This window comes from Streptomyces sp. CB01580, assembly GCF_001905795.1.
GTDB lineage: Bacteria > Actinomycetota > Actinomycetes > Streptomycetales > Streptomycetaceae > Streptomyces.
Genome location: NZ_LIXJ01000011.1, coordinates 26,654 through 49,143, shown reverse-complemented (window position 1 = coordinate 49,143; position 22,490 = coordinate 26,654). Strand labels below are relative to the sequence as shown.

22 protein-coding genes and 4 pseudogenes are annotated in these 22,490 nt (G+C 69.2%); 11 read left to right on the top strand and 15 right to left on the bottom strand.

Features of this window, described 5'->3' with window-relative positions:
• Positions 1 to 115: 115 nt before the first annotated feature.
• A complete protein-coding gene (locus AMK22_RS17615; protein ID WP_073786097.1) occupies positions 116 to 658 on the bottom strand; it encodes a carbonic anhydrase in 543 nt (180 codons plus the stop codon).
• A gap of 577 nt (positions 659 to 1,235) precedes the next feature.
• Positions 1,236 to 1,466, bottom strand: a complete 231-nt coding sequence (locus AMK22_RS40095) for a hypothetical protein (protein WP_073786095.1) — start codon at positions 1,464 to 1,466, stop codon at positions 1,236 to 1,238.
• A gap of 80 nt (positions 1,467 to 1,546) precedes the next feature.
• Here AMK22_RS40095 and AMK22_RS17605 point away from each other — a divergent pair, with 80 nt between their 5' ends.
• Positions 1,547 to 2,026: a helicase associated domain-containing protein gene (locus AMK22_RS17605; protein ID WP_073786094.1), complete on the top strand. Its 480-nt coding sequence runs from the start codon at positions 1,547 to 1,549 to the stop codon at positions 2,024 to 2,026.
• Positions 2,027 to 2,217: 191 nt separating this feature from the next.
• Here the strand turns inward: AMK22_RS17605 and AMK22_RS17600 are convergent, their stop codons facing one another.
• Positions 2,218 to 3,069 (bottom strand): TetR/AcrR family transcriptional regulator, encoded by an 852-nt coding sequence (locus AMK22_RS17600; RefSeq protein ID WP_073786092.1) that lies wholly within the window; start codon positions 3,067 to 3,069, stop codon positions 2,218 to 2,220.
• A 227-nt stretch (positions 3,070 to 3,296) separates the two neighbouring features.
• On the opposite strand from AMK22_RS17600, the gene AMK22_RS17595 reads away from it, so the two are divergent.
• From AMK22_RS17595 to AMK22_RS17580, 4 genes are all read left to right on the top strand, one after another.
• Complete coding sequence (locus tag AMK22_RS17595) at positions 3,297 to 4,907, top strand: MFS transporter (RefSeq protein ID WP_242434017.1); 1,611 nt, start codon at positions 3,297 to 3,299, stop codon at positions 4,905 to 4,907.
• Positions 4,908 to 5,175: 268 nt separating this feature from the next.
• On the top strand, positions 5,176 to 5,697 hold the full coding sequence (locus AMK22_RS17590; RefSeq protein WP_073786088.1) for an FBP domain-containing protein: 522 nt from the start codon (positions 5,176 to 5,178) through the stop codon (positions 5,695 to 5,697).
• Positions 5,698 to 5,916: 219 nt separating this feature from the next.
• The gene (locus AMK22_RS40935) at positions 5,917 to 6,426 is read left to right on the top strand and encodes a GNAT family N-acetyltransferase (RefSeq protein ID WP_242434015.1); all 510 of its coding nucleotides are present in this window, start codon (positions 5,917 to 5,919) and stop codon (positions 6,424 to 6,426) included.
• A gap of 74 nt (positions 6,427 to 6,500) precedes the next feature.
• A complete protein-coding gene (locus AMK22_RS17580) occupies positions 6,501 to 7,262 on the top strand; it encodes a metallophosphoesterase family protein (protein WP_073786404.1) in 762 nt (253 codons plus the stop codon).
• Between the two features lie 1,076 nt (positions 7,263 to 8,338).
• Here AMK22_RS17580 and AMK22_RS17575 read toward each other — a convergent pair.
• A complete protein-coding gene (locus AMK22_RS17575; protein ID WP_073786402.1) occupies positions 8,339 to 8,710 on the bottom strand; it encodes an ArsR/SmtB family transcription factor in 372 nt (123 codons plus the stop codon).
• Between AMK22_RS17575 and AMK22_RS17570 the strand changes: the two are divergent.
• Positions 8,663 to 9,451, top strand: a pseudogene (locus AMK22_RS17570) (HAD-IC family P-type ATPase); the annotation flags it as partial. The gene AMK22_RS17575 and the pseudogene AMK22_RS17570 overlap by 48 nt on opposite strands.
• On the opposite strand, the gene AMK22_RS17565 reads toward AMK22_RS17570, so the two are convergent.
• The 3 genes from AMK22_RS17565 to AMK22_RS17555 all read right to left on the bottom strand — a co-directional run bounded on the left by AMK22_RS17565 (position 9,432) and on the right by AMK22_RS17555 (position 11,523).
• Positions 9,432 to 9,704, bottom strand: a complete 273-nt coding sequence (locus AMK22_RS17565; RefSeq protein WP_073786086.1) for a hypothetical protein — start codon at positions 9,702 to 9,704, stop codon at positions 9,432 to 9,434. The pseudogene AMK22_RS17570 and the gene AMK22_RS17565 sit on opposite strands and share 20 nt — an antisense overlap.
• A gap of 6 nt (positions 9,705 to 9,710) precedes the next feature.
• Positions 9,711 to 10,661: a hypothetical protein gene (locus AMK22_RS17560; protein WP_143203577.1), complete on the bottom strand. Its 951-nt coding sequence runs from the start codon at positions 10,659 to 10,661 to the stop codon at positions 9,711 to 9,713.
• 436 nt (positions 10,662 to 11,097) lie between these two features.
• Positions 11,098 to 11,523: a hypothetical protein gene (locus AMK22_RS17555; protein ID WP_143203576.1), complete on the bottom strand. Its 426-nt coding sequence runs from the start codon at positions 11,521 to 11,523 to the stop codon at positions 11,098 to 11,100.
• A 232-nt stretch (positions 11,524 to 11,755) separates the two neighbouring features.
• On the opposite strand from AMK22_RS17555, the gene AMK22_RS17550 reads away from it, so the two are divergent.
• Positions 11,756 to 12,166 (top strand): hypothetical protein, encoded by a 411-nt coding sequence (locus AMK22_RS17550; protein ID WP_143203575.1) that lies wholly within the window; start codon positions 11,756 to 11,758, stop codon positions 12,164 to 12,166.
• A 640-nt stretch (positions 12,167 to 12,806) separates the two neighbouring features.
• Here the strand turns inward: AMK22_RS17550 and AMK22_RS17540 are convergent.
• Entirely contained in the window at positions 12,807 to 13,691 is an 885-nt protein-coding gene (locus AMK22_RS17540; RefSeq protein ID WP_073786076.1) for a hypothetical protein, read from the bottom strand.
• A gap of 1,162 nt (positions 13,692 to 14,853) precedes the next feature.
• On the opposite strand from AMK22_RS17540, the gene AMK22_RS17530 reads away from it, so the two are divergent.
• Both AMK22_RS17530 and AMK22_RS41805 read left to right on the top strand, forming a co-directional pair.
• Positions 14,854 to 15,546: a type 1 glutamine amidotransferase domain-containing protein gene (locus tag AMK22_RS17530; RefSeq protein WP_073786072.1), complete on the top strand. Its 693-nt coding sequence runs from the start codon at positions 14,854 to 14,856 to the stop codon at positions 15,544 to 15,546.
• A gap of 39 nt (positions 15,547 to 15,585) precedes the next feature.
• Positions 15,586 to 15,905: pseudogene (locus AMK22_RS41805) on the top strand (LysR family transcriptional regulator); the annotation flags it as partial.
• Between the two features lie 366 nt (positions 15,906 to 16,271).
• Here AMK22_RS41805 and AMK22_RS17520 read toward each other — a convergent pair.
• From AMK22_RS17520 to AMK22_RS17510, 4 genes and pseudogenes are all read right to left on the bottom strand, one after another.
• Positions 16,272 to 16,592, bottom strand: a complete 321-nt coding sequence (locus AMK22_RS17520; RefSeq protein ID WP_242434033.1) for an SgcJ/EcaC family oxidoreductase — start codon at positions 16,590 to 16,592, stop codon at positions 16,272 to 16,274.
• A 273-nt stretch (positions 16,593 to 16,865) separates the two neighbouring features.
• Entirely contained in the window at positions 16,866 to 16,991 is a 126-nt protein-coding gene (locus AMK22_RS41800) for a hypothetical protein (RefSeq protein WP_274535427.1), read from the bottom strand.
• Between the two features lie 749 nt (positions 16,992 to 17,740).
• A pseudogene (locus AMK22_RS17515) lies at positions 17,741 to 18,010 on the bottom strand (transposase); the annotation flags it as partial.
• Between the two features lie 352 nt (positions 18,011 to 18,362).
• Positions 18,363 to 18,785: a class I SAM-dependent methyltransferase gene (locus tag AMK22_RS17510; RefSeq protein WP_338014174.1), complete on the bottom strand. Its 423-nt coding sequence runs from the start codon at positions 18,783 to 18,785 to the stop codon at positions 18,363 to 18,365.
• A gap of 137 nt (positions 18,786 to 18,922) precedes the next feature.
• On the opposite strand from AMK22_RS17510, the gene AMK22_RS39535 reads away from it, so the two are divergent.
• On the top strand, positions 18,923 to 19,078 hold the full coding sequence (locus AMK22_RS39535) for a hypothetical protein (RefSeq protein ID WP_158072059.1): 156 nt from the start codon (positions 18,923 to 18,925) through the stop codon (positions 19,076 to 19,078).
• A gap of 19 nt (positions 19,079 to 19,097) precedes the next feature.
• On the opposite strand, the gene AMK22_RS17505 is transcribed toward AMK22_RS39535, so the two are convergent.
• From AMK22_RS17505 to AMK22_RS17490, 3 genes are all read right to left on the bottom strand, one after another.
• Positions 19,098 to 19,757 (bottom strand): DUF4232 domain-containing protein, encoded by a 660-nt coding sequence (locus AMK22_RS17505; RefSeq protein ID WP_073786070.1) that lies wholly within the window; start codon positions 19,755 to 19,757, stop codon positions 19,098 to 19,100.
• Between the two features lie 1,033 nt (positions 19,758 to 20,790).
• Positions 20,791 to 21,210: a hypothetical protein gene (locus AMK22_RS39530; RefSeq protein ID WP_073786068.1), complete on the bottom strand. Its 420-nt coding sequence runs from the start codon at positions 21,208 to 21,210 to the stop codon at positions 20,791 to 20,793.
• A gap of 285 nt (positions 21,211 to 21,495) precedes the next feature.
• The gene (locus AMK22_RS17490; protein WP_073786066.1) at positions 21,496 to 22,152 is read right to left on the bottom strand and encodes a TetR/AcrR family transcriptional regulator; all 657 of its coding nucleotides are present in this window, start codon (positions 22,150 to 22,152) and stop codon (positions 21,496 to 21,498) included.
• Positions 22,153 to 22,300: 148 nt separating this feature from the next.
• Here AMK22_RS17490 and AMK22_RS40925 point away from each other — a divergent pair.
• Positions 22,301 to 22,483, top strand: a pseudogene (locus AMK22_RS40925) (hypothetical protein); the annotation flags it as partial.
• Between the last annotated feature and the right edge of the window lie 7 nt (positions 22,484 to 22,490).

The following is a 22,490-nucleotide window of genomic DNA, read 5'->3' as shown; positions in this document are numbered from 1 at the left end:
CGTGCGGATGAATACGCACGGCGGTGCGGGCGGTGGGGGCACGACGGCTGGAAACCGGGCGCAGTTGCTTCCGTCTCGGCGCCGGCCGGGACTGCCGGGGCCGACCGTGTCCTGCTCAGCCGGGCTGAACGACGGTGGTGATCCTCCCGGTCGCGAGGTCGTACGTGTAGCCGCCGATCTTGATGTTGCCGATGGCCGACGCGAGCTCGGGTGCCGCGCGCAACTTGGCGATGTCCTTCTGGACCGTCTTGGACGGCTCCAGGACGGCCATCTCCGAGGAGGTCTGTTCGTCCCAGCCGCCGCGGGCGGCGTAGCCGGCGCGTAGACCGTCGTCGGCGAGAAATCCCGAGCCGCAGTCGGTGTGGTGGATGACGGCGATCTCGAACCAGTCCGCGTCGGGCGTCTTGTTCTCGTGCAGGTGCACGATCCAGGCAAGGTCCTTGATGATCGCCGGCGTCACGCGGCCTCCGACGTTGCGTGCGACGATCGCTTCTCCGAGCCGGACGCCCAGCACGGCCGCGGGCTCCACGCGAGGATCGATGCAGATGATCAGGTACAGCTGCTTGAAGGGGACGAAGGGGATCCGGGGGACGTCGGCCTGGGCACCGGAGGCAGCGAAAGCCTGGTTGCGCTCCAGGTACGGGGAGAAGTTCGACATGGCTGATCCCTTCAGGAGGTGGTGGCAGCCTGGGGCTGTGAGACCGGCACCGTATGCGTGCTGTCGATCTGCGCGGGGCGCGAGCCGGCCCGTTCGGCCATGAACCGCACGGCAGCAAGCCGTCCCAGGCGCCACCATCGCCCACGAGGGGATCACGCGCCAGGCGGGCTCGCCCGGCAGGGGAGACGGCCGGGGCGGTGGTTGGCGGGCGGCGGGTGGGATCGAGGTCGGTCAGGGGCCAGCGGGCGGTATGGAGACGGTAGGCCGACATCCGGCCGCGCAGTGTCTTCTGCGATGCGCGATCTACTTCAGGCGCCGCTGACAGTGGGCGAGTTCAATGTGTTCGCCGGAGGGTGTGCGGTCAACGTTGAACCCTGTCTGCTTGAAGCCGCTGCGCTCCAGGCATCGCCGAGACGAGAGATTGCTGGTCGCGGTGCGTACCGTCAGTTCGCGTTCGGGCCACCAGCGGGTCGGCTCATAGCCGTGGGTCCGCAGGAGGCCGATGATGGGGGGTGGCCTCCTCCCGTGCGTCGGCGACGAGCCGGCCTGGCCGGGCAGACTCCCTGGCCCCGAGGTATTACAGGCCGCAGTCCTCCTGCCGGGCCGGCAGTGCGTGCCCTATGCCCTCGCTGCTGCGGCCGGGGGGCACAGTGGTGTCCAGGTCGACCCGGACCACGGTTCCCCGGCTCGCCGATGTGGTGGTGGAGCCGAAGGCGACCGCTCGCCCTGAGAGGTCGAGAACAACCACTGCGTCACGCTGCGGATCGAAGGCGTCGTCGTCGACCGCCTCCACCAACTCGTCCAGCACCACCGGGGAGCGCGGGAGAACGAGGAGCTGCGTGCGGCGGGCCGCCCCGTATCGTCGGCGGCCGGAGCGACGACCCGGGCGTGGCGGGACGAACTCGACGCGATCGCCCCGGGTGGTGCCCGGCCTGGGGCACGACGTGGCAGCGCTGCTACCGCCTCGTCCACAACCGCCTTCAGGCCGACGGAACGCTCCTCACGGCCGCGGGCACCGTCGTCGTCCAGGGCGAAGACCTCGGACGGTGGGTGACCGCGCAGCGGCACCGGTGGGAACGGCTCCTGCCCGCACAGCAGTGGCTGTTGGAGAACACCCTCGGGCTCGCGCCGGCCGGACGGGACGAACGGCCTGTGAAGCGGACACGGGACGACAAGTGGGCCGCGAACCTGGAGGCAGCCCGCCAGTTCCACACCCGTGAAGGGCACCTCAGAGTGCCCCGCGAGCACGTCGAACGCCTGGAGGCCGTGGTCGTCAAGCTCGGCACGTGGCTCGACAACGTCCGCAAACGGGTCGCGAAGCTCCCCGAACAGTGGCGCGCGGACCTCGACGCCCTCGGCATCCCCTGATGAACGGGCGGGGTCTTCAGGACCGTGGAAGGGGCTCGGATCCGATGCGGATCCGAGCCCCTTCCACGTCTGTCCGACCGTCTTCTCCCGGGGCGCCGGACGGGTGTCATGGCGCGCTGCACATCCCGGCGCAGCGTCGTCCGGGCGGGTGAATCCCGGCCTTCGTCCGCGGGCGGGTAAGGCTCTGCCCTCTACCCGATGCCGCGCCGTGCGAGGTCGGCGGCGATGCCGTCCAGGACGCCCGTGAGGCCCGAGAGGAAGAGGGCGTCGAGGTCCCAAGGGTCGGCGCCCGCGCGCATCGCGCGGCCGAGTCGTGGGTACGCGCCGGGCTCGTAGAGCGAACCGCGTGCATCGTCCGTGGCGTTCGCCGGGCGCCGGTCGGTACGTCGAGCCTGCCGTTCCGCCTCCACGTCGCTGACGTAGGTCAGGGCCACCCCTTGGACGTAGGAAGCGAACATGAACATGTAACGGAAGGCGTCGGCGGGTTCGAGGCCGAGCCCGTCGAATACGGCGAAGGTGCTCTCGCTGTCCGCGGCGAGTGCCCGGCTGGAGTGCGTGCGGGTCGTCACGAGGACCTTCGACAGGATCCACGGATGACGGTGGTACAGCTCCCAGTCGCGGTGGGCGGCCCGTTCGAGGCCGTGTCGCCAGTCCTGCGGCGGCGTGTCGGGCAGCGGGGCGTCGGTCAGCGCTGTTTCCACCATCAGGGCCACTAGGTCGTCCTTGGATGCGACGTGTCGGTACAGGGCCATGGTGCTCGCGCCGAGGTCGGTGGCGACCCGTCGCATGGACAGCGCGTCGAGACCCTCCGCGTCCGCGATGGCGATCCCGGCCCGCGTGATGCGCCCGGCGGTGAGATGGGGTGCGCCGGCCTCGCCTTCCAGGGCACTGTTCTCCGTACTGCCTGCCTCCGTCGGTGCTTCTGTCTTCCGCGCACGGTACGCGCGCGCCCGGCAGGCATGGGAGCAGAAGCGTCGCGGCCGCCCCCGATCCGCAGGCGCCAGATCTTTCCCACAGGCCGCGCAGACCATCTGCTCCGGCATCACCGCACTCCTTTTCGCCACACCCTGCATTCGTGACGAAATCCTAACTCGCCAGCAAGGCGAACGGCCTCCAAGGGTTCTTACCGGCTTCCAAATCATATTTGCCGTAGAGGGCAACCGCGTGCGTATGCTGTACACCGTGACGCGTACTAAGTACGCACGAAGTGACGTAACTGATCCGGCTGATTCCGCCAAGGCTGTCGGCCGAGGGAGCACGAGTGATGGACATGACGCAAGGAAGCAAGAGAGCCGGCACCCGGCAATGGACCGGACTCGCTGTCCTGGTACTGCCGTGCGTCTTGGCCTCCATGGACATGTCCGTCATGTTCGTCACGCTCCCGTCGCTGTCGGCCGACCTTCAGCCCAGCAGTTCGCAACTGCTGTGGATCATGGATTCCTACGGGTTCCTGCTGGCTGGTCTGCTCATCACGATGGGCACTCTCGGAGACCGGATCGGGCGACGGCGGGTACTACTGACCGGCGCCGCGGCCTTCGGCCTCGCCTCGGTCCTGGCTGCCTACTCGACCGGCCCCGAAATGCTCATCGCGACCCGCGCCCTCATGGGCATCGCCGGAGCCTCGCTGGCCCCCTCCACCCTCTCCCTGATCCGGAACATGTTCCTCGACGAACGGCAGAGGGCCACTGCCGTTGGCATCTGGACGGCCGGTTTCGCCGGCGGCGCCGTCGTCGGCCCGATCATCGGCGGTCTGCTCCTTGAGCACTTCTGGTGGGGCTCGGTCTTCCTGATCAACGTCCCCGTGATGATCCTGCTGGTGGTTCTCGGACCACTGCTGCTGCCCGAGTACCGAGACCCCGAGCCGGGACGCTTCGACCTGCCCGGCGCCCTGCTGTCCCTGGCAGCCGTCCTCGCCGTGATCTACGGCCTCAAGACGACGGCGGGACACGGCTTCGGCTGGACCGGGGCTGTGTGCGTGGCCGCCGGGCTGAGCGCCGGAACCCTGTTCGTCCGCCGTCAGCGCACGGCCGCCCATCCGATGATCGACCTCGCGCTGTTCCGCACCAGTCGGTTCAACGTGCCGCTGCTCATCGACGCCCTGGCGACCTTCGCGATGATCGGATTCTCTTTGTTCAACTGGCAGTTCATGCAGATCGTCCTGGGAATGGGGCCGTTCGAGTCGGCCCTGTGGTCCCTGCCCACCTTTCTCGTGATGCCTGTGGGCATTGCCCTGGCCACGGCGATGGCGCCGCGCATCGGCAAGCCGAACGTGATGACCGCCGGGCTGGCGGTGGCAGCAGCCGGCTACATCGCCCTCGCACTGATCCGGACCGACTCGGGCATCATGCACCTGGTGAGCGCCCTGGCTGTGGTCTCCGTCGGCATCGGGGGCGTGTCCGCCGTGGTCACAGAGGTGATCCTTTCCGCCGCACCGCCGGAGCGAGCCGGGGCGGCCTCGGCACTGGCGGAGACCTCCGCCGAGTTCGGCGGTGCGCTCGGCATTGCGGTCCTGGGCAGCATCGGCACTGCCGTCTACCGCTCGCAGACGGAGTCGCAGGCCCCCGCAGGCCTCACCCCCGGGCAACGGGCAGCGGCAACGGAAACCCTCGGCGGCGCCGCCGACACCGCAGCGACCCTGCCGCATCAGACCGCAGAGGCTCTGCGCAAGGTGGCCTTCGATGCCTTCAGCCACGAGATGCGGATCGCCGCGGTCGCCAGCGTCGTAGTGACGGCGGGCGGAGCCATTCTGATCGCCTCCCTGCTCCGCAACGCCGAACAGCCCGGCTCCGTGGTGGTCCCAGCAGCGGAGCCGGAGCACACGACAGGACACGGCGGCCAAGAAAATGCCAACGAACGGCCCGCCAGGACGCCCACGTCGTAGATGTGCGGTCGTAGGACGCCACGATTCCTCCCGGACCTCGGATCCCAACGGGGGAACGCGCGCACCAGGGCCACCGGCAGACCCCCGCCGATGCCGTGACCGCTGCCACCCGCGACAGCCGACGAGACGCCGCCACCGCCGTCGTGCTCCTTCACCGGTGCCTGTCCTGCGGCGAGTTCAGCGCGCCGAGCCCCACCTTCCTGCGTCGTGTGACAGAACACACCGACGTCTCCACGTCCACGATTCCTTCAGCTCGTCAGGAGAAGCAATGCGCCCCATGACCAGGGAAGAGGTTCGCGGCGCGATCGTGAACCGGGACCCCGCCGCAAAGAGGGTCCGACTTCCCGTCTGGTTCGACGACGTCCGGTGGCACCGGATCGACTACCTCGGGTGGCGGGACCTGCGCGCTCCGAAGCTCGCCTACCTCGTCACCGAGGCCGACGGCCAGGCGTTGGGAGTGCTGCTGAGGCAGGCGCCGAACGATGCCGCACTCGGATCGCGCGCGGTGATGTGCGACCTGTGCCGGTCCTCCCGCCGGTTCAACGAGGTTTCGCTGTTCACCGCTCGACGCCCATCACGCGACAAACGCGAACGCCTGAACGCGCTCGGTCTTCTCCTGTGCACCGATCTCGACTGTGCGGTCAAGGTGAACGCCAAGCCGATCCGCCAAGGATTCGATCCCCCGGTCGACGACCACATCGAGGCACGCCGCGAAGGCTTGCGTTCACGCACGATCGCCTTCATTCGTTCGGTGTCCGACACCGAACGAACCACGCGGCACAGAAGGTGATACTCGACCTGCGACAACGTGATGCAGATCTTCGCCCTTCCCGGGTGACGGGCCCTGCACGGTTCAACGGCGGAGTACCGGGGCGGCCGGCCCTGGGCCGTGAGTGGGGCGCGCCAACGGCTCGGTCCGCGATCGATGGTGGGCGTAGCTCCGTCTCGGGGACAGCTGATCCGGGGTGCTGCGACGACCGTTGATGAGCCCGGGGTGTTGTGATGGGCGGTGCTCGATCGGGATATTCGCTGGCCGCCGCTTGCTGGTGGTGTTCATACCGCCGCAATGGATCGGGTGACTCTTGAGACCGGCCGTCTGGTGCTGCGGGCCTTCACACCTGCCGACGTGGATGCGGTGTACGAAACCTGCCAGGACGAGGACATTCAGTTCTATACGCCGGTGCCGTACCGGCGTGCGGACGCGGAGAAGCGCATCGGCGAGGAACTGCCCGCGGGCCGGGCCACGGACAAGAACCACACCCTCGGCGCCTTCCGTGGGACAGTGGCGCCCTGGTCGGTTCGCACTGCCTGTTCGTCATCAGTCCGGGCGTCTACGAACTCGGCTACTGGGCGGTCAAGGAACAGCGTGGACGCGGAAGTGGGCGCAGAGGCGTTCCTTGCTGGTCCCGGCCCCGTCATCGCCCAGGCACTGGGCTACCACGACAAGAGCACCACCCGGATCACGATCGATGCAGGCGCCCCCTGGAAGAGCTACGCACCCGGCGAGCACACACGCTGAAACGGCCCCGCCTTGAGCTACGCGCCCGGCGAACGGTCGCCTCTCTCGGCTGCCTTCACCCCACAGTGGTGACCATGCTGAACCGAGTAGCCGTCCTGTCCGACATTCACGGAGTCCTGCCGGCCTTGGAGGCCGTGCTCGCCGAGCCAGACGTGCGCGCCGCCGACCGCATCGTGCTCACCGGCGACATCACCGCCGGCCCGCAACCGACCCAGGTTCTCGACCTGCTGACCAGCCTCGGCGACCACGTCATCTGGATCAGCGGCAACGCCGACCGCGAACTCCTGGAATACCGCCGGGGACAACGCGACACCATCCCCGATCCGATCGCCCCCTGGGCAGCCGAACAGCTTCGCGAGGACCACCTGGACCTTCTCGGCTCGTTGCCGCAGTCACTCTCCCTCCCCGTGAGCGGCCTGGGGAAGGTGCTGTTCTGCCATGCCACCCCTCGTGACGACGAGGAGGTCGTATTGGTCGATTCGCGCCTCGACCGCTGGAAAGAAGTCTTCAACGGACTCGACACCGACGTCCGCACCGCGGTCTGCGGCCACACCCACATGCCGTTCGTCCGCCTGGCCCACGGCCGCCTTGTGATCAACCCGGGCAGCATCGGGATGCCTTACGGACGAACCGGAGCACACTGGGCCCTCCTGGGCCCTGGCGTCGAACTCCGCACCACGAACTTCGACATCGAGGCCGCAGTCACCCAGCTCAGCCGGGCCTCCTCCTACCCCGAAATCGCCGAGTGGGCCGACTACTTCCTGCACGCTCGCGCGACCGACGCCGACGCCCTCGCAGCCTTCGCCCCACGGGACGGGCGCGACCACAGCCCGTGACACCCGCCCCTTTCCACGACAGCGGGCAGCCGAACACCGACTACACGATCAACGACGCCTACCGATCCCGAGGACGTGTCCTGCACCACTTCCAGAACAGGACCTATGCGCAGACGGCCACCGGCAGGATCCGGTCCGTCCACGGCGGACGCCGCAGCCCGGGGCCGTGGGCGGGGGTTCTCCCATCCGATCGGGTGTGGCTGGCCGCCCTTCGGTTTCGGTGTTTCCGCTCCGGTCCTCGATCCGCCTGGACGGCGCCCCGCCGGGTGTCCTGGTCGTCCGGACGCAGAAGATGGGCGGTTCGTACGGCTGCAGAAGGCGGAGAGCCCATCCCGTCGATCACCGACGCGACACTTGCCGACATCGCCGCTCACCTCCCCGACCGGCCAGGAAGCCGTCCTGGAACTGCCGCTCGGCTGACCGACGCCCCCGGCGGGTGCGCGTGCACCGAATCCGCCCGGTCACCTCCAGGGCCCGAGCGCCACGGCACACCGTCCGCAGCAGAACCGGCGCGGCCAAGGAGTTGGTGCCGAGCGGGAGAACGCCCGATCGACACCGGGCCGGGCGCATCGTAGCCGATGGCGGCAACGTGCCCGGCCAGGTCCGGAGCGATGGCCGCCCCTCGTTCGCGCAGCGTCGTGCCGGCGGCCGGGACTGCACAGGCCTGCTCGGCGACCAGCGCGGTGAGCGCCGCCGCCGCCGGGTCCAGCGACTCCCGCCCGCCGCGCCGGACGGGCGCACCGGTACGCGGCTTCGGCTGGGTGCGGTCAAGTGAATGCCCCAGGGGCAGAGACAGATCCGTGAACCCCCGGCACGGCGCGAGCTCGCTCCGGAAGTCCTGGAAGCCGCCGCTGCCGCTGCCCACCATGACGCTCGAATACCGCGTGCAGGCCTTGTCGACCGGATCGCCCCCGCCGACCAGGCGCTCCGGCAGGAGCGATCTTGCCTACCGCTTCAGCTCTCATCAACGAGGCCCGAGGCCACAGCGGACCAGCCCCCCAACTGACGAGAGCGGCACGGTTCCTGGCCCGTCCGACTGCCCCGGCCGGACGGGGCACCGGCCAGGGGGTGCGCGCCTACTGTCCGGGGGTGGCCGGGTCGGACGCACGGGCCGGAGTGTCGCGGACGCCGAGGCGCAGGTGCTCGACGTGATAGAGGGCCTGATCGAGGAGTTCGGCGACGTGGTTGTCGTAGAGGGCGTAGACGATCGAGCGTCCGTGGCGTTCGCCGGCGACCAGGCCGAGGTTGCGCAGCAGGCGGAGCTGGTGGGAGCAGGCGGAGGCTTCCATGCCGACGGCGTCGGCGAGGTCGCTCACCGAGCACGGGCCTTCCTGGAGTCGGGCCAGGATGTGCAGCCGCGAGGGCGTGGCGAGGGCCTGAAGGGTGGCGGCGACGTCGGCGGTGCCGCCCTGGCCGACGTGGGAGGTTTCACCTCCATGCCCGGCCAAGGCGTCACCGCCACCGTCGACGGCCGCACCGTCACGGTCGGCGCGCCCGCCCGGCTCCTGGACCGCGCCACCCACGAGCCGCACCAAAAGGCAGTGGCCGAACTGGAGGACGCCGGTCGCACCGCAGTGGTGGTCCTGCGCGACGGCATCCCCGTGGGCGTGCTCGGCATCGGGGACCGGCTCCGGCCCGACGCCGTGGCCACCGTCGCCGTCCTCACCCGCCTGACCGGCCGCGCGCCGGTGCTGCTGACCGGCGACAACAAGCGCGCCGCCCGGCGCCTGGCGACCGAGGCCGGCATCACCGAGGTCCGCGCCGGACTCCTGCCGCAGGACAAGGTCGCCGCCGTCAAGGAATGGGAGGCCCAGGGGCGGCGGGTGCTCGTGGTCGGTGACGGCGTCAACGACGCCCCCGCCCTGGCCGCCGCGCACTCCGGGATCGCCATGGGGCGGGCGGGCTCCGACCTTGCCCTGGAGACAGCCGACGCCGTCGTCGTCCGCGACGAACTGGCCACCATCCCCTCCGTCGTGCAGCTCTCGCGCACCGCCCGCCGCCTGGTGATCCAGAACCTGGCCATCGCCGGAGCGTTCATCACCGTCCTGGTGGCCTGGGACCTGATCGGCACCCTCCCCCTGCCGCTCGGTGTCGCCGGGCACGAGGGCTCCACCGTCATCGTCGGCCTCAACGGCCTGCGCCTGCTGCGCGAAGCCTCTTGGCCCCGCTTCACCAAGGACGCCTCGTGAGCGAACGCGCCGCTGTATTGGGGCCCGGGCCGGTGTCGGCCTGGAGCACGGAGCGCAGGACGGAACCGCAGTTGATGCCGGTCAGTACGCATGCGACGTCCTTGTGGGAGTCGAAGAGGCCGACGTTCTCGTAGGCGCGGTCCAGGGCGCGTTCGAGTTGTTCTTCCGGGATCTCGGCGACGGTGTCGGTTGGGGCGATGCAGAACTGGCCTTCGTCGACGCGGACGGGCCAGGGGCCGAGCAGGTGGGCCATGGGTGCCTACTTTTTCCCGTGCACCCATGTCTGGACGAGATACTCCTCGCCGTTGGCCGTTCGGCGGGCGTGGACGCGTATGCCGTACTGACGGGGGCCGTGCAGGGCTGCCCCCTCGCACTCCTTCGTGGGGCCGTCGGTCGAGCACAGGACCAGGTGACCGGTGGTGGAACGGACGACGGCTTGCTCGATTTCGTCCCACTGAAGCGGATCGGGCCGCGGGTCCCGGTCAGCGGGATGCAGGGTGACCGTCACGGTGCCTGGCGATGTCCTGGTGGTGACCAGGGCCCAGTCCTTCTCGGTCGAGACGAGCCCGGCCGGACGCGGAATGGTCTGCGCCTCGGGGTCCCGCAGGGAGAACGTCCCGTCGATGACAGCGACGGTGAGCGGGCCGGCCCAGTCGTCCAGGGACCACTTCGCGCCTCGCTCGCTCATCGCCGCGAGCCGGGTACGCAGCGCGTGGCCGACGGTGTCGGTGGCTTTGTGCACGGTTTCGGGGGCGGCCGGGGCGGGCCAGATGTGGAACAGGTAGTGCTCGGTGGGCTTGGAGTTGCGTCGTCGGCTCACGCCGGGCTCGGAGTCGCGGCCTCTGGCGTGCAGGCGCAGCCGGTAGGAACCGGGGCCCTGGTGGGCGACGTTGAGGTCGAGGGCGTGCTCGTAGGAGCCGATGAGGGCGTGGCCGGTGGTGGAGGTGAAGGTGGTGTCGATCACCTCGTCCCAGTCGCTGACGTCCAGAGCGGGTTCGGCGTTGCAGAGCCGGGCTTCGAGGTGGACGTTGCCCTTCTTGATGCCGGTATGGATGCCGGCGGCGTTGCGGGTGACCGCGATGAGCCCGTTGACCGGCTCGCCGAGCGGCGGTTGGATGTCGGGGCTTTCGTCCGCGTCCGGCTCGGTGGGGTCGATCTCGAAGCGGCCGTTTTCCACGAAGAGTTTCATGGGCTGGGACGCATGGGACATCGCGGCCACCCTTCAGCTCGGTTGAGGCAAGCCTATGCGGCGGCGATGACGGTGACTGTTCTTTCCTGCCACAGGGGCGGCCACCCGGATTGCGGGGCTACTTCAAATGACCACCGCGCGAGTGACCACGGCGCCGAACCCCCTCCCCTGCGGGGGAGGAGGTTCGGCGCCGCAAAGGAGGGATACGTGTGCGTGCGCAGAGCACGTAGCCCCTGCGTTCATCAACCCTCGCCGTGCGCAGTGCCTGAACCACAGCGCAGGGGCCGGATCGCTTCATGGATTCATGCAGTTTACCTGCACCGAGCTTTCCGGCATTTGAGAAATTGATTCCCCGTCTCGCCGATACGGCCCGTCGCCGGATGGGTGATCCCGGAGCTCGCGAATAAGCATCCGAAAATTACCATCACGCGACACCGGGAGCGGCGCTTTCGGTTACTTACCAGCTGACGCCGATGCCGACGCCGAAGGCGCTGACTCCGATGGAGAACGTTGGGTGAACGCCATCGGATAGAGGGACAGGCTGCTGGATGGGTTTGACGGTATCCGCGATCAGAAGCGAGCGGATAGGGACTCCGGAGCTGCTCCGCCAACGGAAGTCCGTGTCGACGCCGTTGGCCAGCGTCCAGAATCCGTTGTAGAGGGCCATCGGGTCGGCCACTGCAGCCGGTGCAATACCTTGGGTTTCGGCCAGGTCCCTGACTGCTGTGGCGAAGGTGTTCGGGTCCTTGAGCTTCTGGAGGATAGCCGTGATGGCGTCCGAAAATCCCTTGCTCACGACTTGGGTGACGGTCTGATACGCCTCGTAGTCAGCGTCTGTTGCTGGTGCCGGTACTGGTGCTGTTGCTGGTTGCGTGGCGACCATATTGAATTCCCTTTCTGATTCGACCCCAACTCTGCACCGATGATGGCGCAGGGGGTGCGGATGTGGCGCCCCCTCGTCGATATCAAGCCATGGATTCCCGGACTCCCACTAAGAAAACCTGCCTGGAACCGGCATTGACAACCGACGTCTGTTTTTTAGTGAACCTCAGTCACGCCCGATCAGCATCCCGAGATACGCCGAACTTCCCCCGAATTTCGTCACACTCATGTTCGTGACAAAAAATGGTGAAGGAAATTCAGCAGCCGAGCCGGTGGAGGTGATCGAGCAGGAGACACTGGCGATGTGCGAGGGGTGCGGCGAGCCGCTGCCGCCGCCGAAGCCAGGCCGAGGGCGGCCACGGGAGTTCCACAGCGGGAAGTGCCGGATGCGGGCCCACCGCAGGAAGCACCAGCCTGGCCCCGACGCCCTGCGGGCCGAGGCCCTGGCAATCCTCGCCGACCTGCGCCTACCGGCCCTGGGTGACGAGTTGGACCAGCTCGACGCCGAGACACTGTCCGAGGTGGTCCGACAGGCCCAGGCCGCCCGCGCCGCTCTCGCCCGCCTCGCCGAACTCGTCCCTGTCACCAGCGTGCCGCCCAGCTGGCCGAGTTGGAGCCATCCACCACCATCGACGAGCCCATGACGCAAACCCCGGCGGCCGTCGTCGCCGCGCCGCTGGCCCCGGCCCCAGAGATTCGGGTACGCGAGGCGGCCGGCTTCGGGTCCGCGCCTGGTGGCGTTCCTGCGCGGACAGCAGGCGGCAGCCGCCGTGATGACGGATGACCGGCGTGCGGCTGTGGCGCGGCTGCGCGAGGCCGAGACGGCGCTCTCGCGTGCCGACAACCGGCGGGACACGGTCAGCGGCGGAGCGCGGCGCGCACCTCACCGCCCCACGCGCCGGAGCCCTGGCGGCCGGTCTGCCGACAGTCACCGTGACCGGTCCAGAACTGCTATGGGCTGGTTCGCGGGGCCCGCATGCGGTGATCCGCTCAAGATGACGGCAGTGGGGGCGTTGCCCCCGTCGTCGGCGGTGGCGGGGCGGCCGTAGCAGCGAGGCCGACGGCGGCCATGAGCGCCGCGAGATCAAGAAGATGTCGACTCACCGGGCCGGCCCACAACAGCGTCGTGTCCGGCCTCGGCGAGACCCCTCTCAGAGCTCTTCGGTCCCACGGGTGGCGGCAGCGCCGAGTACACCGTCGGCCCTCCGAACATTGACCTTCATGGGCATACCGGGCCGGCAGCACACCGGTTGGTCATGCATGGGTTCCTGATGCCCCGACGGGTCAGCCGGTCCGGGAATAGTGCTGGAGGTAGAGGAAGATCGAATTCCAGCCCGAACCCACGTGCACGATGTGCAGCTGACCTGCCGAACCGAAGTCCCAGGCGGCGATCCCCTCGACCTCGTCCCCGGACTCGACGTCCTGATCGAACGCATGGGAGACCTGTCCGGAGGCCGCATCGATCGAGTAGACCGACTTGGCCGAGTCGTCCACGGACGCGTAGAGCTTGCCCTGCCACATCGCGGCACCCTGGATCCTGCTCAGGGGCTGCGACAGCGTCACGGTGTTCACCACCGGGAGCGTGGAGCCGGCCGGAAGGGTCAGCAGATCGTTCAGGCTGTATGCGACCAGTTTGTTCGTCCCCTGTGCGGCGTCCTGGGTCCAGGGCGCGGTGTAGACCAGTCCGGCGGCTGCGTCCACCGCGACCCACGGCACGCCACCCGGCATCTGCGCGAGCGGCAGTTGCACGTAGCGGCCCGTGTAGCTCAGGTCACTCGCGTTGTACAGCGCCAGCAGCGGATGTCGGTAGTCACTGCCGCCGTCCTCGATCGGCGCGATCACGTAGCCGTCGTGGTACTCCACGTCACCTATGTGATCGCTGCCGTACGTCCGGCTCATCGCCGACGGAATTGGGAACATCGACGACGCGACTTCCGAGTCGTTCGCGACGGTGGCCTTCACCATTCCGCCGGGTCCGGCGTAGTAGAAGTACGTCCCGTCCGTCGCCACGCCCTGCCCGCGTTCCAACGCGTTGAACCCGGTCCAACGGTAGTAGTCCCCCGTCCGCGTCCAGGCCGAAGCCATCGCTGGAGACGCCACACCCCCGACGGCCAGCACGATCGTGGCCGCCAAGGCCGTCGCGGTCGCTGAAATCCTGCCCGGCTTCATCTGAGCCCGACCTCCTTCGTCCGGTGTCACACACCTACGTCTGCCGTGAGCAAGAGCGGTGGCATCCCGATGCCGAGCCACGGTGCTTCCTGCTCATGCGCCGAGGACGTGGTTGCGCATGGTGGCGACGGCCCGGACCGTGTGATGCCATCCGTCCTGCCAGGTGGTCACGGCGTGGGAAGCCGCCCCGAGCCGCAGATCGCCGCTGCCTCCCCCACACCACCCGCAACAACCGCTCGCCCGCCGCGTCCGCGGACCGGGAGAAGTCTCACACCACAACGCTCGGACCTCAACACCTCATGCAGACAAGCGAACTGCCCCGATCACAGCCTCCTGCACCACACGCCGGGCCCCGGTCACCAGCACGGCTCTGCCCGGCGGGCTCTCCGTGCTGAAGAATGCCGCGATCGCCGTGCTGGACATCACGGGACATCAGGGCTGGTCTCCTGTCGGCGTGGACGACGCCCTGGACGTGATCGCTCCACCTCGTGGCGGAGGGTGGCCTCGACGAGGAGTGACCGTCGCGGACATCGCGACGGCGACGGGGGCGCGTCGAAGGCCGTTCTCGCGAGTGCGGACAGCAAGAGCGCCATCCTCAGCCGGGTGGTCGACAAGAGGATTACCGCGTCGGGCTACGAGCAGACCATGAAGCAGGTTCTCGCCCCGCGGACGCCCGAGACGGTCGTGGAAGCCCTCGCCCGGGGTACGCGGTTGGGCGACAAGGGACAGTTCGCCGTGCACGAGGCGATCCGCAAGGCCCTGCCCTCGCACGAGCACAGTGAGGTGCTGTGCGAGCGTGCGTTTCGCCACTGCCGAGACGCGCTTCGTACCGTGGGCCGTCACCTCCGCACTCCGGCTCCACCGCCCTGCTGCACGGTGGAGGAGACGGCGGGCCCGATGTGGTTCCGGTTCGGCCCCAGTGGCTGGCGCACGCTGGTGTCGGGAACGGTTGGTCGTGGGACCGGGCCGAGGCATTCCTCCACCGAACCGCAGTCGCCACCCTGTATGGGCACTGCGTACGGCGGTGCTGCCCGCAGGCCGGGAAGGGGGACCAGGGGCGGTCACGGGTGCGAGTGACCGCTTCGTGCGGGATCGTGGCAATGAAGCGGCGGTTCCGCGGTACGGACGCGGCCCGCGAACCTGGACGCAGGAGTGATCAACGATGGCGAAGCTGCTCTTCGTGCTGACCGGATCTCCCTACTGGACTCTCAAGGACGGCACCCGGCACGCCACCGGCTACTGGGCCGAGGAGTTCGCGGCGCCGTACAAGGCACTCACAGAAGCCGGCCACCAGGTCGTGGTGGCCACTCCCAACGGCGTGGTCCCCAGCGTCGACATGATGAGCCTGCGCCCTGACATGGCGGGCAGTGCCCAGATCGCCCTGGAGATGGAGGACATCATCCGTTCCGCGGAGGAGATCCGACGGCCGATCCAGCTGTCCGACGCTCGCTTGGAGGACTACGACGCCGTCTATTTCCCGGGCGGCCACGGTCCTATGGAGGATCTGTGGCTCAACGCCGACGCGGGTCGGCTGCTGACCGCGGCGCTCGCCTCGGGCAAGCCGCTCGCAGTGGTCTGCCATGCCCCCGCCGCGATGTTGGCCACCAGGGTGCGCGGGGCTTCTCCGTTTGCCGGCTACCGGGTCACAGCCTTCACCAACGACGAGGAGGACGCCGTCGGACTGGCGTCCAAGGCCCGCTGGCTGCTGGAGGACGAGCTGAAGGAGCTCGGAGTACAGTTCGAGCGCGGAGAGGTCTGGAAGCCGTACACGGTGGTCGACCGCAATCTGTACACAGGGCAGAACCCAGCCTCTGCCAGCGCCTTGGCGCAGCAGCTGCTCGACGTTTTGAAGTAGGCGGCAAACTCTGGAAGGCCCTGACCGACCTGCGGCACCGTGCGTGCCGAATGCGTCGCCGAGGAGCCGAACTTCGACCGGGCGGCGGCCCGGCTGCAGATCGCCGGCCCGTCGCTGTCCCAGCAGATCAAGGCGCTCGAACGCGATCTCGGGGTGGTCCTGTTCGACGGGACCGGCGTTCGGTCGCGCTCACCGCGGCGGGTACCGCGTTGCTGCCGCACGCCCGCGCTCTGCTGCCGCACGCCCGCGCCCTGCTGGACCGGGCCGACGATCTCAAGCGCCGGGCCGGGCGGCTGTCCGCTTCGCAGCCGGTCCGGCTGGGCTACGTCAACTGGCTGCCGCCGGATGCGGGCTGCCGGCCTTGCACACGCCGGTGGCGTGGGGCGCACACGTGCCCGTCACCTCAGCCTGGGCACCGGGGCGAGGAACGCTGCCTGCCGGTGCAGGACCGGCGGGCCCGTGGCGGGATCCCGAAGTCGGCAGTCGGCCGTGTGATCGCCGACATGGGACCCCGCCCGGCACCGCGGCCGAGGCGCCGATTTCGGCGGGATACGTGCTCATGATGGGCGGCGCCCTGGCGCCCACCCGCGACCACACGGTGGCCGAACAGTCGAAGGACTACGGGTACTCCACCAACCACCAGGTCGTTGTCGACGTCGGCGGCGGGAGGAGCGGTTCGATCAGGGCATCGACTCCGGGCAGCGGGCCCGCACCGGAGCCGGGTGTCAGACAGCCTGCGGGGCGACGGCCGTGTTCTGGCCGGCCGCGATGCGCCAACCGTCCACCTGCCCGGCGATCACATGGAGCGTCGCTCCCCGCGAGCCGTCGACAGGGTTGCCCGTGCTGTCGGTGGGCGTCTGGACCACGTTCACCGCGATCACGTCGGGGGCTGTCTCCAGCATCTTGACCACGTCGTACCGGGCAAAGGAGTCGTGCAGGAAGCTCTTCATCGCCGGAGCACTGAACCCGGCGATCTCTTCCCTTCCGTCAAGACGCGTACCCCTCGCGTTGGTCCAGGAGGCGTGCTGGGTGTACTGCTCGCCCAGCGCAACCGGGTCTTCAGTCAGGCGCGCGGTCTTGGAGGAGGGCCGTTCTGAGCAACGGGGACCGACAGGTGCAAGGGCGGTATGACCCGTTCCAGCTCTCTTCCCAGTCTCTGGGCTTCGCCACGCACCTGGGCAGGGATATCTCCCTGCTCTGCGATGAGGCGGTTGTAGATCGGGGTCTCGTGAAACACGGGCGTATCTGCTTTCTGGTGGCGACGGCGCCTTCTCGGTAACCGTCTGTGGAACGGGGACGCCGCGAAGGCGGTGGAGCGGTCAAAGCTGCGGATCGAGGCCGAACTGCGTCGTCGGATCGGCAGCGGCCCGGCGGACCATGTCGGAGTCCGGTGGGCCGGGAGCAGCGCCGAGGTGCTCATGCAGTCGTGTCCAGGAACGGGTCATACCTCGCAGCCTAGAGGCCGGGGCCGACAGCACCGGACCGGCAGAACCTTGTCCAAGGCATGCGTGCCGGGTGCAGACTGATGGTCACGGTGGAGGCAACCGGGCACACCCCGCGCACGACGGCGCCGCAGGGGCAGCGCCCACGACGCGTACACCGGACGACAAAACACCGCCGGGCCGGGCTCAGACTCAAGCGCCACGCCGCTTCCTGGTGGGGCCAGGCGACCTTCTGGTCGGTACGGATTGCGATCCCTTCGCCCGAACCAGTCAGGCGGTTCAGCTGATTCGGACACCCACCCAGAGGTTTTACGTTTCCTTTACCCATGAATGGCGCTGACGGTCAACAGTCGGTCTCCGGCCAAACACGGACGACGGCGCCCGCCGCTGACTCACAGGTCGATCCGGATGAAAGGCCCCGCTGCTCTGGGCCCCTCGTGCCCAAGTGCCCGGGACAGGGCTCCGAGGCTGTGCCCTACCGTGTACGTAGCAGTGCGTCACCGGCGCATTGGACTCCGCATGCCCAGTGATGTCGATGGCAGTGGTCACTACGCCCCCTCCGCCTCGGCCGTGACGGCGAACCGGACAGGCTGGATGTGGCTCTGCGCGCGGTGAGCGCGGACTTCGGCCTCGGCGAAGCCGGGCATCCGAGGTACGGCGGCCGTCATGGCCGGCCCCTCCACGAAGCAGCGCACCTTGCCGCCCCCGACGCTGTAGCGCAGCCGTACGGCCGGAACGCCGTGCGCGGCGTAGATGTGGGCGGAGGTGTGCTCGGTACGGGCGCGGACCTTGCGGCGTGAGCGGTTGTGGTCCTCTTTCCAGTCCGGGAGGTCGGTCCGGCCGCGTTCGCGGCGGTGCGGGATGACCAGGCCGGTGCCGCGGTAGCCGCCGTCCGCGATCATCGTGGCCCTGCCGACTGCATCCTTCGCGCCGGACAGTTCCCACGCCTTGCAGTCGTTGCGGTTGCCCGGCAGCGGCCGACCGACGGCGACGACCAGCCGGGGGTCCGCGTCGCACGCGATAGCCGTCGAACTCGGCCTCGAAGGCGAGCCCGCCAGGCAGCATGCCGGATCCGGGGACGGATCGCCGGTGGCCGTAGCACCCGGATCCTCGCCGCGGGGAGGGAGCCGTGCCGCTTGAGGGTCGGCGCGGCTCCCGGCAACGGGGCAGCCTGCCCGGTCCTGTCAGCGGACTCGGCTGACCTTCATGTCCACGGGCCGGGAACGGGTCGCACGACCGCCGCCTCGGCCAGCGGCACTTGAGCTGTCGATGTCAATCACGGATCCGGGTTCCACCTGCTGCGCGACTGTCCAGCGGAGTTGGCCGAAGCCCTCCGGCACTCGCTTTCCCGACCGCCGGCCCGGCCACGGACGGTCAGAGTCTGCGGTGCACGGAAACGGCGTACTCCCCGTCGTTGTAAGAGGCTCGGGACCAGGTCGCGTATCTGGCTTCAAGGGTGAGTCCCGCCGCACGGCAGTGAGCGTCGTAGTCGTCCAGCGTGTAACCGCGGTCCAGGGAGAACCCCGCAACAAGATGGCCGTACGGACGGACGTGACCTGCCACCCCGGCCACCAGGGCCGGTTCCGTTCCCGGCGGGGTGAACAGCGGAACGTTGCCCGCCATCACCACGACATCGAACAACAGCCCCAGGTCGAGGCCGACCAGATCGTGCTGGTGCCAGCGGATCTCCGGCGCCAGGCGCCGGGCGGTCGCGATCATCGACTCGTCGACGTCCACGCCGACCACGGCGTTCCACGTCATGCGTTCACCGTGGCACACTCCCCGCTCCGACCCCAGCCCGACCTCCGAAACCTCCGTCACCAGCCGCGGCCGGCCTGGCGGGGGTGCGAGCCTGCGCCGACGTGGGCTTCGACGGCCCGTGGTCTGCGTGTTCCGCTCCAGCGGGTTCAAGAAGCGGCGCCGGAGCGTGGGCGATGTCGAGCAGCAGGTACGCCTGTGCCCGGGAGATGCCGGACTCCACGGTGCGGTACGCCGCCCACGACTTCTGTGTCGAGTTCAGCGTGCTGGGGCTGAAAAGGGCCTTGCGTTCCGCACGTGCGGGTGCTCAGGCAGCGGCGCGGTGCGGCTGAGCACCCTGGGATGCGCGGGTCAGCCGCCCTGACCGGCACTCCCCATCGGGCCGACCTTCACCTGGGAGCCGGAGCCGTCCGTGACGGGCAGCGTGTCGGCGCCCGGCCAGTCGAGGGTGACCGACTTCGTCTCGTCCGGCGGGGTCACCACCAGGCCCGTGATGCGGACGCCGGAGCCGCCCGACTTGTTGATCGGGTAGTTGATGCCGAAGTACACCGACTTCCCGTCCTTGAGGGTCATAGGGGTGGCCTTCTCACCGGTGCGCTTCGCGGACAGCGTCCCCGCGCTGGTCTTCAGGTCGACGCCCGCGTACCCGGAGAGCCCGCAGTCCCGGCCGCCGCCGTTCTTCAGCTCCACCGCGACGGTGCCGTCGGGGTCGCCGTCGATGGTGCTGTCCATCGCCGTGATCTCCAGCTCGTCGGTGCGGCACTTGCCGACCTTGCCGTTCTCGTTGGAACCGGTCCCGGCGGCGGTGCCCTGCCCGCCGGACTCCTTCCCTGCGGGGTTCTTCCCGTCGCCCTGATCCGAACCGCTCGAGCCCGAACCGCCGCTCGCGGAAGACGCGCTGGACACGGACGACGGGGCGGCCTGTCCCATGTCGTCGCCGTTCTGACAGGCCGTCAGCGAGAGACCCGCGGCAACGGTCAGGGCTGCGAAGGTGAGCTTGTGTACGCGCATCGTTTCTTCCTCAGTGTCAGTGGGGGGTGTCGGTCGCTCGGTACGGGTCGGTACGAGCGAGCGTTTCTGCCCACCCAGAGCCGCCCGGCCCGACGAGGCGTTCCGCCCAACCACCCGCTAATACACCCCTGTTACACGCACGGCCGGGCACAACGCGCACCACCACCGGGCGCACCCCGCCCGCGCCCGTCCCCGCCGCACCCAGCCCCTGCAGCCGTCCGGCGCGGAATACAGGGCCCGAACACAGCGCGCCGCAACGCTCACAGGCACGCCACCGACGGGCCGGGACGGCGGTTCCCGCCACCACCGCGCACCTGCTCGCGGCCAACGCCCGCTGGGACAGACCCGTAACTCGGCAGATCTTGACCACAACCGGTGACAAGCCCACCGGGCGAAGCACCAACCCGCCACGCTTCCCTGTCCGATCCGCTTCAGCACGTCCGTCCAACAGAAAACGATTCGTAACCGAGCTGACCCGGACGGTGCCCGCATCGCACGGACGGCTTCCTCGACAGCCGGGTCGGCCGGCTGCAGGGGCCCGCCGAACGAGGCGAAGACGCCACCCGGCTCCAGCAGCGCGGCCATGCGCGACCACCGGCCGTCCGGCTTGGTCCAGTGCAGCGCTGCTCCCGGGTGAACCAGCCTGTACTTCTCGCTTGGCCGCAGGTCCTCGAACGCTGCCCGCGCTGTCCGGACGTCCGTCGGCACGTGCTTGCGAGCGTGGCCGCGTCGGGATCGGTAGCGATGACCGCGACCCCCTGTTGAGCGAACAGGCGGGTTGCCTTGCCTGTCCCGGCGCCAGTCTCCAGGGCGGTCCGAACCGGAGGACCCGCGTACGCCATCACCATGTCAAAGACCTCCGCGGGATACCCCGGCCGGAACCGTTCGTACGACTCCGCCGTTGCTCCGAAGCCCAGTGCGCGATCAGGCATACGGGGCAGCCCGACATGAGCTGCATCGTCCGCGCTCGTCCCTCTTCGAGTGTCCCGGCCGCCCGACGAGTCCGCGTCTGAGCTTGTTCTGCTTCATCGGTTCATGCCCGCATGGTGGATGCCTGCGGCTCGTGTCGGTTTCGGCGGCGTACAGCGCGGAAGCCGTTCCGGAGCAGCATGCCGAACGGGATGGCACCGAGCAGGATGACGGACAGTGAGGTCAGGACGTTCTGGACGCGCTCGCCGTCCGCGTCGGAGGCGTCGGCTTCACCGACGACCCGCCCGTCCATCACAACGTTGCACCGCACCGTTTCCGAGGGGGTGCAGCCCGGGTCGGTGTCGGACAGCAGGTTCACCCCGAAGACCACCACAGCGGCCGAGAGGACCACGCCGGCCGGCCAGGCGACGACCAGTGCCGCCTTGCCCAGCTTCCGTCGTCCGCGCAACAGCGGGCCCAGCACCCTCGCCGCGTACTGAGCCAGGAGAAGAGCTGGGAAGACCAGCAGCGGACGCCAGTCCATGAGGGCGAGCGCCGTCGGGGCCCCGAAGAGTAGCGCGCCGTACCCTGCGCAGCCGAGGTCTTCCCTGAATTGCTTCCCGCTCGTTCTCCACTCCGGATGTCGATCCTGATCGCCGGTATTGGACGGTCCCGCTCCCGGCTGGAGTTGACGCCACTCGGTGCCCACTCCGTCGGTCTGGCGGATGCCTGCACGGGGCCGCCGCGGCGGCGGGTCAACCCACGGCCGCCTTCAGCGTGACGACGGGCGTCTCCCCGTACTTGAGCGTCTTCGACGGTTGGGTCGACTTCACGGCTGGGCGCGTCGCTGGGCGGCGTCGAACGCGGGCGCGAGCGGGGCCAGCGCCGCGCGGAGCTGGTCGGGCAGTGAGCCGGAGGGCACGACCAGTCCTCCGGCGCCGAAACTCCCGTCTTCCTCTGCGTTCCCGGCCGGCCGGAGCCAGCCTTCCAACGCGATGCGAACCGCCGCGGCCACGCTTGCCGCGAGAACGCGGGCCGTGTGCGCTCCGGCGTCGGCCAGGCGTTCGGCGATCACCGCCGCGAGAGGGGGCTCGATGCCGACGGTGGTATCGAGGAACGCGTCGCGCAGCGCGGTCCGGGTGGTGATCAGCAGCAGCGCCTCGTGTTCGCGCTCAGCGGCGTTCGTGTACTGCTCGACCACTGCTTCGGTGACGGCGTCGGCCAGGCACACTCCTGCGGGCCGGGCCGCGACCGCCGCCGCGATCCGCGCCTCCCGGTCCGCGGTGACAGCGGAGACGATCGCCTGCTCGCGGCTGGCGAAGTAGTTGTTGTAGGTGCGCGGCGAGACCCCGGCCGCCTCGGCGATGTCCTCCACCCGCACCTGGTCCGGGCCGCGCTCCATGGCCAGGCGCAGGGCCGCCTCGCGCAGCGCCTCGCGCGTTGCCTGCTTCTTCCGCTCCCGCAGTCCTGGCGATGGTGTCGTCACGGTGTCAGCGTTCCACACAGGACTGCGCACACGCAAACTTACGTACAGGCAAACTTGCGCACAAGTAAACTTGCGTACACGCATTTTCCCTGTCAATCTCGACCCGCCCGAGAGCGCCAGAGAGGACGTCACCATGCGAGCAAGAGGAATGACCTACGACACCGGGTTCGTCGTGCACGGCCGGATGTCCCGCGAGCGCTCGGACCCCGCGGTGGTCCGGCGCGAGCTCGCCATCATCCGCGACGACCTGCACTGCAACGCGGTCCAGATCATCGGCGGCGACCCGGACCGACTGGAGCTGGCCGCCGGTGCCGCCGCCGAGCTCGGCCTGCGAGGAG